We start from the raw sequence: 14,140 nt of genomic DNA, 5'->3' as shown, positions 1-14,140 counted from the left end.
CATCCGAGACCCCAGGTCAAGCACGCTTTTCGCTTGACCTGGGGTCTCGGATGCGGCTGCCTCAGGTGCGATGCGACGGGAGGGGCACACCACCCCAACGCAACCCACTACGAAACGACACCACGGCTGGGCCCCTCTTTGAGCTGAGCCAGGGGTTCTTAGGGGGCGGAGCCCCCAAGGCGCCGAAGGCGCGCTACGAAAGCCACCGCGTCGCACTCCCAACCCACCACGCAAGCCGCCGCGTGACTCACACCCTCCGTCGCCCACTCCGCCGCCCGCCACCACTCCACAGGACCACGCCAAACGCCACGGCCACCACAACCAGCACCCCCAGCAACGTGTCCGAGGTCGAACCGGTGCGCCGCCGATAGGGTTCCTGAGGATCCGGGATCGAGGGAAAGTTGGAAGCCGCCACCCGCGGCACGTTCCCAGCAAGACCCTTGGCAGCCACCTTCGCCACCGGAATCGCCGTGGTGTCGCCGAAGTCCACCATGCCGGTTTTCTCGACGACCGTGATGTGGTCGAGCACAACCTCCATGCACCGCCGAGCGAAGTCCCGGATCAACGTGTTGCGCGTACCAGTGCGCACGTCGGCCAGAAACTTGAAGACCGTGCCGTGCGCGGCGCGCAGTCGGTTGGCGAAGACGCGGTCGAACTCGGCGCTGCCGGGCGCGGCGGCGTTCAGCTCGCCGAGCCAGCCCTTCTGATCCTCATTGGGCTCGGTGGGCAGCTCCACGTTGAGCATGCGCCCCAGTTCCTGAACCGTGGCGTCCAGTTCGGTGTGCCCCTCGATCAGGTGACGTCCGGCATCCTTCACCAGCGGGCTGTTCGACTTCTCCAGGCCCAGGCGTCCCGCCGGGCCCTCCCACAGTCCGGCCAGGCGCACCTTGACCAGCATGTCGCGCCCCGCGGGACCCATCGGGCCCCACGCCGTCTGGACGAAGTCCGGACCTAGCGGCTGAGCGACCGCCGCCGGGGTGAACGAGCACAGCATCGCCAGTACCGCGATGACTAGGCGGGTGAACACCTGGTCTCCCTTCGTACGAGAACACCGGGGGATACGGGCTGCGCGGCGGGCCGTGACCGTTGCACAGTGCAACCGTTATTGTTTCGTGATCCGGGTAGGCTGTTGTGGTGACTCGATCCGCCAGCGACGTCGACGCCCTCACCGACGCGGTGCTGACCGCCTCCCGGTTGCTGATGGCGATCTCCGCACGGTCCCTCGCCTCGGTCGAGGAGACGATCACGCTGCCGCAGTTCCGGCTGCTCGTGGTGCTGGACAGCAGAGGCGCGATGAAGCTGACGGGGCTCGCGGACGTGCTCGCGGTGAACCCCTCGACGGCGACCCGCATGGTGGACCGGCTGATCGCGGCGGACATGGTCGCGCGGCAGCCCAACCCCACGTCGCGGCGCGAGGTGGTCATCGAGCTGACCGCCGCGGGGCAGAAGGTTGTGCGCGGGGTGCTGCGCAAGCGGCGGACCGAGATCAGCAAGATCGTCGCGCGGATGCCCGAGTCCAAGCGGCGTGGACTGGTCAACGCGCTCGTGGCGTTCACCGAGGCGGGTGGCGAGCCGCCTAGCGACGACTACAGCTGGGTGTAGCCCGTTGGGCGGGACGCCGGTGGCCCCGCGTAACCGGGAGGCCGGACACTCGCCCGCATGAACCTGCTCGTCGTCGGCATCTCGCACCGCACGGCACCGATGTCCCTGCTGGAGCGGGTCGCGCTGCGGGCCGAGGACGCGAAGCAGCTGGGGAATGCGGTCCGCGAGGCGATGGTGCTGTCGACGTGCAACCGGGTCGAGGTCTACGCGGCCGTGTCCGGGTTCCACGGCGCGCTGGCCGAGATCGGCGGCCTGCTCGCCGCCAAGGCCGGTGTGGACATCCACGACCTCGCGCCGCACCTCAACGTCCGTTACGACGACGAGGCCGTGCGGCACGTCTTCCGCGTCGCGGCGGGACTGGACTCGATGGTCGTCGGCGAGCAGCAGATCCTCGGTCAGCTGCGCGACGCCTACGGCAGCGCCGAAAACGCCGGACGGACGTTGCACGAGCTGGTCCAGCACGCACTCAAAGCAGGCAAGCGGGTCCGCACCGAGACGCGCATCGACGACGCGGGACGCAACACCGTCACCGCCGCGCTGGAGCTCGGGCTCGCGCGGACGGGAATCGTGCCGCGGAAAGGACTCGTCGTCGGCACCGGCGCGATGGGCCGGCTCGCGCTCGCGACGCTGCGGCGCGCCGGTGTCCACGATCTCACTGTCGCCGGCCGGTCACCGGACAAGATCGCGCAGGACTACGACGCGACGCCGATTTCGTTGGCACGACTGCACGAGGCCCTGGGAAGTGTCGACGTCGTCATCTCCGCGACGTCCGCGCCGGGCGAGGTGATCACGAGCGCGCCGCGCAAGCCGTTGCTGATCCTGGACCTCGCCGTGCCGCGCGACGTCTCCCCCGCCGTCGCCGACGTGCCCGGCGTGACGGTCATCGACCTGGGCATGCTCGCATCCGCCTCGGGCACCGAGGACATCGCCGAGGCCGAAGCCGTGGTGAACGAGGAGGTAGGCGCTTTCCTGAAGTGGCTGCGCTCAACGACGGTGGCGCCGACCGTCGCCGCGCTGCACGCCCGCGCGGACGAGCTGGTCGGCACGGAGCTGGCGGCGTTGCGCAGACGCAGGCCGGAACTGTCCGATGAGCAGCGCGCGGACGTGGCGCGCACCGTCCGGCGTGTCGTAGGGCAACTGTTGCACCAGCCAACGGTCCGGGTTCGCGAGCTCGCCGCGGGGCCCGACGGGGACAGATACGCAGAGTTGATTAGGGAATTGTTCGATCCCGAATACAATCCGGACGGGATCAAACGAGCGCTGGAGATACACTGAATCGGCCGAACTTCCGCGAATAATCGTCATGTCCACTTCTTGAACTGCTCCATTCGTACTACGCTCCGGACCGTCCTGGGGTGACGAGCACGGCGGAGCGGTCACATGAAACGCGGCACGAAGCGGACCAAGGACGACTACCGGTTCACCGGGCTGACAGTGGTCGTCGCCATCTTCGGATGCCTGTTGTTCCTGCCCCCGTTGATGACCGCGTTCGACCGCGGTGACCAGGTATTCAACGTCCCGGTCGTGTGGGCCTACCTCTTCGGCGCATGGGCGTTGCTGATCGCGCTCATGGCCCTGCTGGTCCGGCGATCGGGCTGACGTGGTTCTCCAGACCTGGTTCGTCATCACCGCCTCGGTCGCCTATCTGGGTGTTCTGTTCGCCGTCGCCTTCTACGGCGACCGGCGCGCGGACGCCGGCCGCAGCCTCATCAGCGGCGGCACCATCTACGCGCTCTCACTCGCTGTCTATGCGACGAGTTGGACGTACTACGGCAGCGTCGGACGCGCGGCCACGACAGGTGTCGGGTTCCTGCCGATCTACCTCGGTCCGACGATCATGCTCGCGCTCGGCTGGCTGGTGCTGCGCCGGATCATCCGGATCAGCCGGCGCAACCGCATCACGTCGTTGGCGGACTTCGTGTCCGCGCGCTACGGCAAGAGCGCCTCGCTCGGCGCGCTCGTCGCGGTGGTCGCGGCGATCGGTGTCGTGCCGTACATCGCGCTGCAGCTGAAAGCGGTTTCCAACACGTTCGAGATCATCCGCAGGCACCCGGAGATAACGCCGACCTCGCAGCTCGGCCAGGTGCCGCTGCTGCAGGACACCGCGCTGTACGTGACGCTGCTGCTGGCCGGGTTCACGATCGTGTTCGGCACCCGGCACCTCGACGCCACCGAGCGGCACGAGGGCATGGTGAGCGCGATCGCGTTCGAGTCAATCGTCAAGCTCATCGCGTTCGTCGCGGCGGGTGTGTTCGTGACCTTCGGTCTGTACAACGGTTTCAGCGACCTGTTCGCGCAAGCGGCGCAGGCGAACCTGACCACGTTGTTCTCCCTCGGCGACGACACGGGTGAGTGGGTGTGGCTGACCGTGCTGTCGATGTGCGCGATCATGTTCCTGCCCAGACAGTGGCAGATCGCGGTGGTGGAGAACGTCGACGAGCACCACGTCAAGCGCGCGATGTGGCTGACGCCGCTGTACATGTTCCTGATCAGCATCTTCGTGCTGCCGATCGCGGCGGCGGGCATGCTGCGGCTGGGCGGCGCGGTCGACGCCGACACCTACGTCCTCGGCGTCCCGATGGCCGCGGGCCAGGAAGCGCTGACACTGCTGGTGTTCATCGGCGGCCTGAGCGCGGCCACCGGCATGATCATCGTCGAGACGGTCGCGCTGAGCACCATGATCTCGAACTCGCTCGTGGTGCCGCTGATCCTGAAGCGGTGGTCGTACCGCCGCCGGCTCGCGGGCCTGATCCTCGGTGTGCGCCGCGTCAGCATCGTCATCGTGATGCTGCTGGGCTACGGGTACTTCCGCCTGGCGGGCGAGGGCACGGCGCTGGTCGCGATGGGACTCATCTCGTTCGCGGCGGTCGCCCAGTTCGCGCCGACGATCATCGGCGGCCTGTTCTGGAAGGGCGCCACCCGCAACGGCGCGCTCGCCGGTCTGTCGGCCGGGTTCGCCGTCTGGATCTACACGTTGCTGCTGCCGAACTTCACGTCGTCCGGCTGGCTGCCGAAGTCGTTCATCACCGAAGGTCCGTTCGGCATCGCGGCACTGCGACCGGAACAACTCTTCGGCGTGACCGGCATGGATAACATCAGCCACGGCATGTTCTGGAGCATGCTGGTCAACGTCGGCGGCTTCGTCGTCGTGTCGCTGCTCGGCAGCCCGCGCGGGCGCGAGGAAGCGCAGGCGGTGATGTTCGTCGACGCGCTGGCGGATCCCGAAGGACCGCGGCTGTGGCGCGGCCGGGTGGCCGTCGACGACCTGCGCGAGGTGCTGCGGCGGTCGATCGGACGCACCGCGACCGACCAGGCATTCGAAACATATGCACGCGATCGGGGCATTGAGGTGCCGGAGACGGGCGACGCGGACCCGGATCTGGTACACCACGCCGAGACGTTGCTCGCGGGTTCGGTCGGCACCGCTTCGGCCCGGATCATGGTGGCGTCGGTCGCCGGGGAGGAACAGCTGCGGGTCGAAGAAGTGATGGAGATGCTCGACGAGGCATCTCAGGTCGCCGCGCTCGAAGAACGGCATCGCCTTGCCCGCGAGCTGCACGACTCCGTGTCCCAGGCGTTGTTCTCCATGACACTGCATACCCGCGCGGTGGAACTGGCCGTACAGAAGGAAGGCGGCTCGCCCGAGGGCCCGGTCGCCCGCGGTCTCAAGGAACTGCGCTCGCTCACCCAGGGCGCGCTGGCGGAGATGCGCGCGTCGCTGTTCCAGCTGCGCCCGGACGCGTTGCACGAGGACGGCCTCGCCGAGGCGATCCGCAAACAGTCCGCCGCCATCGCCGCGCGGGAGAACCTCCAGATCACCGTGGACGCCCCGATGTACCGGCTGGTGCTGGACGACCGCGCCGAGGAGGAGCTCTTCCGCGTTGTGCAGGAAGCCGTGCACAACAGCGTCAAACACGCGAGCCCACGCCGCATCGAGATCCGTCTCGACGAGTGTCCCGAAGGCCTCGTCGTCGAGGTGATCGACGACGGCAACGGTTTCGACCCGCTCGCCGCCCGCCCTGGTGGCATGGGCCTGAACGGCATGCGGGAACGCATGGCGCGCATCGGCGGCGAGCTGATCATCAACAGCAGCACTACGGGGTCGACCACCGTTCGCGCGGTGCTACCCGGCCAGCAAATAGGAGAACCACGATGACGCCGATCCGCGTGTTCCTCGTTGACGACCACGCGGTCGTCCGGCGCGGTATGAGAGCGTTCTTCGAAATGCTCGACGACATCGATGTCCAGGGCGAGGCCGCCGACGGTCAGGCCGCGCTGGACGAACTGGCCGTGCTCGCCGCGCAGGACGATCTGCCCGACGTCGTATTGATGGACCTCCTGATGCCGCGGCTGGACGGCATCGGCGCCACCAAGGCGATCAAGCAGCGCTACCCGCAGGTCGAGGTGGTCGCGCTGACCTCCTTCAGTGAGGCCGAACGCGTGCACGTGGCGCTCGAGGCCGGCGCCGCCGGGTACCTGTTGAAGGACGCCGAGGCCGACCAGGTCGGTGCCGCGGTGCGGGCGGCCAAACGAGGTCAGGTGCACCTGGACCCGGCCGTCGCGCGAACGTTGACGCGGTCCCTGGTAGCGCCGCAGCGCACAGCCACGGCTCTCACCCCTCGCGAACGCGAGATCCTTGTCCTTGTGGCGCAAGGAAAGTCCAATCGCGACATCGCCGATGCGTTGGTGATCTCGGAACGGACAGCGCGGACACACGTCTCGAACGTGTTGAACAAGCTGGGGCTGGCGTCCCGGACGCAAGCCGCGCTGTGGGCCGTTCGCGAGGGCTTGGTGACCGGTCCCTAAGGCCGGGTCGTGCGGACGTGGAGGTGTTCCAGGCCCCGCAGCAGCGGGTCGTCGCGGAACACCGGGGCGGGCGCGTCCGGGTCCAGCCGCAGGTGCGGGAACCGGGTCGCCAGCCGGGTGAAGAACTCCTGCCCCTCGATGCGGGCCAGCGCCGCGCCGATGCAGAAGTGGATGCCGAACCCGAACGACAGCTGACCGTTGGGCTGACGCGTGATGTCCAGCCGGTCGGGGTCCGGGAACCGGGCCGGGTCGTGGTTCGCCGCACCCACGACCGGGTAGAGCATGGTGCCCTTCTTGATGTGCATGCCGCCGAGTTCGAGATCCTCGTTGGCCAGCTGCGGCGTGAGGATCGGCGTCGGGCCGTCGTAGCGCAGCAGCTCCTCGGCGGCCGACTCGGCCAGCAGCGGATCGTTGCCCAGCAACGCGAACTGCTCGGGGTGCCGCAGCAACGCCAGCGTGCCGTTGCCGAGGTAGTTGGCCGTCGTCTCCAGGCCGGCGTTGATCAGGGCCATGCAGTTGTTGATCACCTCGTCGTCCGTCAGCTCGCCGCTGATCAACGTCGACAGCAGGTCCTCGCGCGGGTTCGCCCGGCGTTGACCGATCAGTCCGGTCAGGTACTCGGTGAACTCGTTCATGGCGGCGTGGGCGCGCCGGGCGATGGCCGGGGCGTCCTTGGCGTACTGGGCACCCAGCAGCGCCATCATCTCCGTGCCCAGGAACGTCATCCGTTCGTGGTCGCGTTCCGGCACGCCGATGAACTCCATGACCACTGTGGACGGCAGCGGGTACGCGACGATCGACATCAGGTCTCCGCCGTCGCACACGTCCAGGACGTCCAGCAGCGAGTCGGTGATCTCGCCGACCCGGTCGCGCATCGCGCGGATCTTGCGCGGGGTGAACGCCTTCGCGATCAGGCCACGCAGCCGAGTGTGGTATGGCGCGTTGGTGAACGGGAGCGAGCCCGCCAGCTGTCGTTCGAAGGCGATCATCTCGTCGCGCTGTGCCTGCGGCACCGAGGCGAACAGGTAGTCGGTCACCGGCGGCCGGATCACGCGGTGGTCGCGCAGCAACGCCGACACGTCGTCGTACCGGGTCAGTACCAGGCCGCCGAGCGTGTCCTCGTAGTGCATCGGCGCTGTCTCCCGCAACGCGCGGTAGAACGGGTACGGGTCGTTCAGGAACGCCGGGTCGTCGGGGTTGAACATGATGGCCTGCGCGGCCATCGTGTTCGCAGCCCGGCGTTCGTGCAGCATGCACGAGTGCACGGCGTCGGCGACCAGCATGTCGTTGGGTTCCACGAACATCGTGAAGTGGTCGCCGGGAATATCCACAACAGACAGTGAGCCAACTGTGACGTTCGCCCAGCCGTTCGCCGGGCAGTCCAGGTGCAACGCGGTGTTGCGGTGCGGCTGCATCACCGGCGGGAAGCCGTCGGCCGCCTTCAGCAGCGTGACGTCCAGATCGGACGGCAGCGGCTGGTACTTGACGTTCGCCTCCAGGTTCGCCTGGTAGACGCGCAGCATGTGACCGATGTGCTCGTCGACCGGCAGCGATCCGTTGGAGCCGAGGAACCGGCCGAGGCGTTCCTTCTGCTCGGAGATCGCCAGTGACGGGTCGATCTCCACGCCCGCCGGACCGCCCGACGAGAACGCCAGGCGGTTCATCGTCAGCAGTTCCTCGATGGCCGCGGCATCGTCGACCGGTGGCAGGTCCTGACCCGCGATCGGGACGTAGGAGTCCAGCAGCACGATCCGCGTGACCTCTTCACCGGCCAGGCGCAGCTGCCGGCCCATCTCGTAGGCCACGACGCCGCCGAACGAGTGGCCGCCCAGCAGGTACGGGCCGTACGGCTGGATGACGCGGATCTCCTGCACGTACCGCGCGGCAAGCGCCTCCACCGTGTCGAGCGGCTCCTCCGTGCCGTCGTAGCCCGGTGCGCGCAGACCGTAGAACGGACGCGACGAGCCGACGTCGCGGGCCAGCTTCAGCAGGTAGTAGGCCGCACCCAGCGCGCCGCCGACGCAGAAGAACGGACGCGCGGACGTGAGGCCCAGCAGCAAAGACGAGTCGGACGCGGCAGGTTTCTGTTCTACTGATTCCTCCACCGCCAGGTGCTCGGCGACCGCGTCGATCGTCGGGTGCTCGAGGAACAACGTGTGCGGGATGCGGTAGCCGAGCCAGTCGGACAGCCCGGATTGCAGCGCCGCGACCGACATCGACTCCAGCGCGAAGCTGTCCAGCCGCGCCGACGACGACACGGTGTCGACGCGCAGTTCCTCGGCGATGTGCGAGACGAGCCACGACCGCAGGGCGGCCACGGTCGGTGCCTCCTCGATGACGACGGCCGAGTGGCCGAACACGTCGTCCTCCTCGGCGCCACCGAAGTGCTCGCGCACCAGCTGCTTGCTGTAGGCGACGTTGCACTCGACCAGCTCGTAGGCGGGCAGGCTGCCCGCGTGGAACGTGTGGTTGTTCCCCTGCAACCGCTCGATGCGGTCGTACACGCCGTCGCGGATGTCGTCGCCGCCGAAGTACGGCAGGAACTTCCAGCGCCGCTGCGTGTGCACCTCGCCCAGCGTGCCACCGAGTCGCTCCACAGTGGACCTGAAGCACGCGATGACGTCGTCGCCGTCGAGGTCCGGAGCGCCGTAGGAGTACACGGCGTAGACGTCGCTGTCCGGGTACCGGTGGTGGAACGACACCGCGTTGCCGGGCGGCTCCTCGTCGAGCAGGTAGAACGCCGACTCGGGCAGGCCGGTGACCGACACGACGGTCGTGTAGTAGTCCATCGACCGCACGCGGCCGGCGAGGTCGCGCTCCTCCTCGGAGGCGTCCAGCACGTCCAGGAGCTCGGAGATCGGCACGGTCAGCACGATGTCGTCCGCGACGACATCTCCCTCCACAGTGGACACGCGCACGCCGCCGCGTTCGACGTCCGGCGACCGCGTGATCGATGTGATCGTCACGCCGCATCGCACGTCGGACAGACCCGCCGCCACCTTCTCCCACAGGCCCTTGAAGCCGCCAACGATGGTGAAGCTGCCGGGGTGGCCCAGCAGGGACGGCTTCGCGGACAGCAGGCCGGTCATCTCGGCGTACTTCACGAAGTACAGCGCGGGCAGGTCGCCCTGGAGGTAGCCGTAGCCGGCCGCGGTGTAGCCGGTGCCGAGCGACCCGGCCATCGACTCGAGTCCGTGCCTGGCCAGCCAGGACGTGACGGGTTCGGCGAGCGCCCGCGCGGAGTGCGCGAGACCCGCCGTGGCGATCAGCGGGAACTCCTGCTCGCGCAGCTCCTGGTAGCGGCCGAACGTCTCCCGCTGGAAGAACTCCGTGCTCTGCGGCCGCGACTCCCCCGTCTCGAGGTCGTAGATCCGGTGCGGAGTCGTGTCCTCGGTCGGCACACCGAGTTCCTGGGCCAGGCGCGCCACGTTCTCGTACTGCGTGGTGCACACGTGTCCGCCGAGGTCGTACGCCCGGTCGTCGATGTCGATCGACTCGCACTTGCCGCCGACCGCGGGCAGCTTCTCCAGCACGATCGCGCGGTGCCCGGCTTTCTCCAGCTCGCGCGCGACGCTCAGGCCGGCCGGTCCGGCGCCGATCACGACGACCGTCCGCGCCGTCGACGGCTCCTCCCCCAGCCGCGCCGCCGCCGTCAACCGGTAGACGAGCGCGCGCAGGTGGTTGAGCGATGCGGGCTCGTACGGCGAGGACGCGAGCACGAGGCCGAGGTCCGGCGGGGTGTTGGCGTGGTTGAACCGCAGTTCCTCGATCTCGTCGTTGGCGAGCATCTCGGTGAGCGACACGGTGGCCACGTCGCGCCACGGCAAGTCCCAGGTGACCGTGCAGTCCAAACCGGACTCTTCTGCCGGGTGCAGCTGCACCTGCAGCACCGCGTCGACAGACGAGCGGGACAGCCGGGAGCGCAGCTCCTCATGCAGGAACACGCGCGAACGCGGGTCCTCGGGGTCGAACCGGGTCAGCTCGCCGGGCGGTTCCGGCGGCAGGAAACGGTCACCGGGGTCGACCAGCCCAGCATTACCGGTGCCGTCGGCCGGCACGAGGCGGTAGCGGATCAGCCACTGCGTGCCGTCCAGCGCGGTGAACCCGCTCGGCACCTGCGAGTGGTAGTGGTACTCGGCGTACGAGGTCGCGTGCCGGTACAGGTTCCACGCGGTGTCGCGGAACGACGGGTCCTCCGCCACGAGGGCCGCGCCCTGCCCGGCGAAGTACCGGTGGAACACGTCGGCGGACCGCGCGAAGAACCGGTCACCGGTGTTCAACGACAGGTCGAGCCCGCCGAACCGCAGCGTGATGCCACGGATCGCGGGCGCGATGTCGTCGTTCTCGATGCTGTTGCTGTACCGGGCGATCACGTCGAACTCGCGGCCCGGCTGGAAGAAGGAGTGCGCGGGCAGGTCCGGGGAGTCGAGGACCTTCAACGTGCCACGCGCACCCGTGGCGTTGCGGTGGAACACCCGGCGCCGCGTCGCCCTCGACGCCGCCACCAGCGGTCCGAGCGCGTCGATGACAGCGCGGAAGTCGTCGTCGACCTCGTCGAACCGCGGGTCGTCCGGTCCGGTCGAGAACCTCATGCCGCCTCCCCAGCCAGATATGCCTGCCTGCACGCCAGCCGGCGCACCTTGCCGCTGGTCGTCTTGCGCACGATGCCCTGCCGGCCGACCACCACGTCGTGGCAGCGCAGCTGGTGCTCCTCGTAGATCCGCCTGCGCACCACGTCCGCGATCTCGGCGCGGTTCGCCTTGTCGTGCCTGGTCTCCACGAACAGCACCAGCTGCTCGCCGTCCTCGGTGTCGACGGCGAACGCCGCGAGACCGCCGGGCCGGATGTCCGGGTGGCAGTCGCGCACGCTGTCCTCGATGTCGGCCGGGTACAGGTTGCGGCCACGCACGATGATCAGGTCCTTGTTGCGGCCGGTGATGAACAGCTCGTCGCCGTGGAAGAAGCCGAGGTCGCCGGTGCGCAGGAACTCGCCGTCCACGCCTTCGATGCGCGCGTGGAACGTCGCCTCGGACTCCTCCGGCATGCCCCAGTAGCCGAGCCCCTTGGTGGGCGAGTCCACCCAGATCTCGCCGATCTCGTCCGGCCCGCAGAGGACGTGCGACAAGGGATCGACGATGCGCACCACCGTGTCGGGCTTGGTGATCCGGCCGCACCCGATGTACGGGACACCGGTGTTGTCCGGCACGACCTTGCCGCTCTCCAGCGCGGACTTGTCGACGTGCAGCGTGGCGCGCCCGCCCATCGACACGCTGACGCTGTGCTCGGCGAGGCCGTAGGCCGGGAAGAACACGTCCCTGGGGATGTCGAAGGCCGCGAAGAATGCGTCCATTGTGGCCGGACGGATGGGTTCGGCGGCGGACATCATCGCCCGCAGCGACGACAGGTCCCAGGACGCGCGCTGCTGCGAGGTCGTCTTGCGCACCGCGAGCTCGAACGCGAAGTTCGGCGCGGCCGTGTGCGTGGCGCGCACGCGGGACATCACGTCGAACCACACGCTGGGCCGCTGCAGGAAGGTCAGCGGCGACATCAGCGTCGTGCGGCCGTTGCCCGCGATGGTCGAGAGGATCACGCTGATCAGGCCGAGGTCGTGATACTGCGGGAGCCAGAACACGCCGCGCGTGTCCGGCCCGAGCCCCAGGTCCGCGGCGTTCGCGACGACCTCGTACGCCAGGTTGCCGTGGCTGATGATCACGCCCTTCGGCGTGGACGTCGAGCCCGACGTGTACTGCAGGAACGCAGGGGTGTCGAGAGTCGGTTGACACCAAACAACTTCGGCTCCGGTCGCGCGGAGCTTGTCCGTCCGGTACCACGGCAGGCTGGGCCACTTCGGGCTGTCCGAGCTGAAGAAGCTGGTCACCGAGCCCGCGGTGCGGGATCGGTCGTACGCACTGTTCGTCAGCACGCCGCGGGCCTGGCAGTTGGCCGCGATCGCGGTGAACGTGGCCAGGTCCTTCTTGAGCTTGAACGGGTTCGGGGGATATACCGGCACGGGGATGACGCCCGCCGCGAGGCAGCCGAGGAAGGCCTCGATGAAGTCCAGGCCCGGCGGGTACACCAGCAGGGCGCGGTCACCGGCCGTGAAACCGCGGGCGCGCAACGACTCCACCACACGGTCGGCGGCTTCACCCAGTTCACGCACCGTGAGCGCGGCTTCGTCGTTGCCCTTGTCGTCGACGAAGGTGAACATGCGCCGGTCGGGGTCGGCGGCGCGAAGTCGTTGGAACGACGCGAGAATGGAATCGGTCACGAACCGAAAGTTACGGAGGCTGGACTACTCGGATCATCCCCCGTGCCGCCAAACGGGACGATCGAATTGACCAGATCCGCGCCGCTGACAACATGTTTGAATGCAAAAGCGCACCCAGCACGCGATCGTGGTCGGGGCGGGCTTCGCCGGACTGCTCGCGGCCCGAGTCCTGTCCGAACGATACGACCGCGTCACGCTCGTCGAGCGCGACCGCATCGAGACCGGCACCGCGCACCGCAGCGGCGTTCCACAAGCACACCACCCGCACGCGTTGCTCGCGCGCGGCGCCCAGGTACTGGAAGGCCTGTTCCCAGGCCTGCGCGCGGAGCTGGGCGAGGCGGGCGCGGTCGTCGCGGACGTGGGCAGCGAGTTCATGAGCCGTGCCCCACGCGGGTGGGCGCCGCGCGATGAGATCGGCCTGCTCGTCCAGTCCGTCACGCGGATCACCCTGGAACAGGCGGTCCGCCGCCGCGTCCTGGCCCTGCCACAGGTGTCCATCGTGGACGGAGTCCAGGTGGACGAACTGGTCACGTCCGGCGACCGCGTCGTCGGCGTCTCCGGGCGGCACCGCGCCACCAAGACCTCCTTCGAAGCCCACGCGGATCTCGTCGTCGTGGCGTCCGGACGCACCAGCCGGCTCGTCGACTGGCTCAAGGCCATCGACGTGCACTGCCCGCCCCGGATGGAGGTCGACGGCCACCTCGCGTACACCTCACGCCTCTACCACGTGAACGACGCGCTGAACTTCGACTGGGTCACCATCTACGAGATCACCCACGCGCCGGAGACCAAACGCGGCGGCGCGGTCTCCACAGTGGACGGCAGGCGCTGGTTCGTCACGCTGTTCGGTGCCGGCGGCGACGTCGCGCCCACCGACGAGGCCGGGTTCATCGAGTACGCGGGCACCCTGGAGTGCCGCGAGGTGGCGGACGTGGTCAAGAACGCCGAACCCGCCTCGCCGATCTACCGGTTCGCGAACCTGGGCAGCTCGTGGAACCGGTTCGACAAGGTGCGGAACTGGCCGCGGGGCCTGATCGCGCTGGGCGACACGGTGTGCACCATGAACCCCGTGTACGGGCACGGCATGACGCTCGCGGCGCTCGGCGCCGACATCCTGCGCCGGACGCTGGACAAGCAACGGTTCGAACGGCGGTTCCAGCGCCGGCTCGCCCGCGTGGTCGGCGTGCCGTGGCTGACCGCGACCGTCACCGACCTCGGGTGGAGCGACGAGAAGCTGTCGCTGCCGGTCCGCCTGCAGCTCTGGTACGGCCGGAGGCTCTTCGACGTGGTGCCCGGCAACGCCCACGTCTACCGCCGGTTCATCCGCGTCTCGCAGATGGTCGACCACCCGGCGACGCTGTTCCACCCGTCGGTGGTCGCGACGGTCGTGCGCGGCCTGTTCAGCCGCTAACGCTATGGGGGGAGCTTTCCAAGCGCTGGGCGCTTGGAAAGCTCCCCCATAGC

9 protein-coding genes are annotated in these 14,140 nt (G+C 68.7%); 6 read left to right on the top strand and 3 right to left on the bottom strand.

Translation table 11 applies throughout. The annotated features are described in order from the left end of the window. Window positions 1–247 precede the first annotated feature (247 nt). Window positions 248–898 carry a DUF4142 domain-containing protein gene (locus tag QSK35_RS41370; protein WP_285753752.1) on the bottom strand — a complete coding sequence of 217 codons (651 nt, stop codon included), beginning with the start codon at window positions 896–898 and terminating at the stop codon, window positions 248–250. 236 nt (window positions 899–1,134) lie between these two features. Between QSK35_RS41370 and QSK35_RS41365 the strand changes: the two genes are divergently transcribed. The 5 genes from QSK35_RS41365 to QSK35_RS41345 all read left to right on the top strand — a co-directional run bounded on the left by QSK35_RS41365 (window position 1,135) and on the right by QSK35_RS41345 (window position 6,408). Next, window positions 1,135–1,602 carry a MarR family winged helix-turn-helix transcriptional regulator gene (locus QSK35_RS41365; protein ID WP_285753750.1) on the top strand — a complete coding sequence of 156 codons (468 nt, stop codon included), beginning with the start codon at window positions 1,135–1,137 and terminating at the stop codon, window positions 1,600–1,602. 57 nt (window positions 1,603–1,659) lie between these two features. Then, a complete protein-coding gene (locus QSK35_RS41360; protein ID WP_285753748.1) occupies window positions 1,660–2,877 on the top strand; it encodes a glutamyl-tRNA reductase in 1,218 nt (405 codons plus the stop codon). Between the two features lie 105 nt (window positions 2,878–2,982). Then, window positions 2,983–3,201: a hypothetical protein gene (locus tag QSK35_RS41355; protein ID WP_285753745.1), complete on the top strand. Its 219-nt coding sequence runs from the start codon at window positions 2,983–2,985 to the stop codon at window positions 3,199–3,201. Window position 3,202: 1 nt separating this feature from the next. Further along, window positions 3,203–5,758, top strand: a complete 2,556-nt coding sequence (locus QSK35_RS41350) for a histidine kinase (RefSeq protein WP_285753743.1) — start codon at window positions 3,203–3,205, stop codon at window positions 5,756–5,758. Continuing rightward, complete coding sequence (locus QSK35_RS41345; RefSeq protein WP_285753741.1) at window positions 5,755–6,408, top strand: response regulator; 654 nt, start codon at window positions 5,755–5,757, stop codon at window positions 6,406–6,408. Before QSK35_RS41350 ends, QSK35_RS41345 begins: the two co-directional genes overlap by 4 nt. Here the strand turns inward: QSK35_RS41345 and QSK35_RS41340 are convergent. Then, the gene (locus tag QSK35_RS41340) at window positions 6,405–11,000 is read right to left on the bottom strand and encodes a cytochrome P450 (RefSeq protein WP_285753740.1); all 4,596 of its coding nucleotides are present in this window, start codon (window positions 10,998–11,000) and stop codon (window positions 6,405–6,407) included. The two genes, QSK35_RS41345 and QSK35_RS41340, sit on opposite strands and share 4 nt — an antisense overlap. Further along, window positions 10,997–12,676: a fatty acyl-AMP ligase gene (locus QSK35_RS41335; protein WP_285753738.1), complete on the bottom strand. Its 1,680-nt coding sequence runs from the start codon at window positions 12,674–12,676 to the stop codon at window positions 10,997–10,999. The genes QSK35_RS41340 and QSK35_RS41335 overlap by 4 nt, the downstream gene beginning before the upstream one ends. Before the next feature lie 100 nt (window positions 12,677–12,776). Here QSK35_RS41335 and QSK35_RS41330 point away from each other — a divergent pair, with 100 nt between their 5' ends. Then, window positions 12,777–14,087: an FAD-dependent oxidoreductase gene (locus tag QSK35_RS41330; protein ID WP_285753736.1), complete on the top strand. Its 1,311-nt coding sequence runs from the start codon at window positions 12,777–12,779 to the stop codon at window positions 14,085–14,087. Window positions 14,088–14,140: the final 53 nt, after the last annotated feature.

Origin of the sequence: Lentzea sp. NBRC 105346 (genome assembly GCF_030269605.1) — a bacterium.
GTDB lineage: Bacteria > Actinomycetota > Actinomycetes > Mycobacteriales > Pseudonocardiaceae > Lentzea.
This window is presented reverse-complemented; position numbering and strand designations above follow the sequence as displayed.

Coding starts and splice junctions, on each gene's coding strand:
- QSK35_RS41330 (WP_285753736.1), top strand. CDS start 12,777: ATGCAAAAGCGCACCCAGCACGCGATCGTGGTCGGGGCGGGCTTCGCC.
- QSK35_RS41340 (WP_285753740.1), bottom strand. CDS start 11,000: ATGAGGTTCTCGACCGGACCGGACGACCCGCGGTTCGACGAGGTCGAC.
- QSK35_RS41345 (WP_285753741.1), top strand. CDS start 5,755: ATGACGCCGATCCGCGTGTTCCTCGTTGACGACCACGCGGTCGTCCGG.
- QSK35_RS41370 (WP_285753752.1), bottom strand. CDS start 898: ATGCTGGTCAAGGTGCGCCTGGCCGGACTGTGGGAGGGCCCGGCGGGA.
- QSK35_RS41360 (WP_285753748.1), top strand. CDS start 1,660: ATGAACCTGCTCGTCGTCGGCATCTCGCACCGCACGGCACCGATGTCC.
- QSK35_RS41355 (WP_285753745.1), top strand. CDS start 2,983: ATGAAACGCGGCACGAAGCGGACCAAGGACGACTACCGGTTCACCGGG.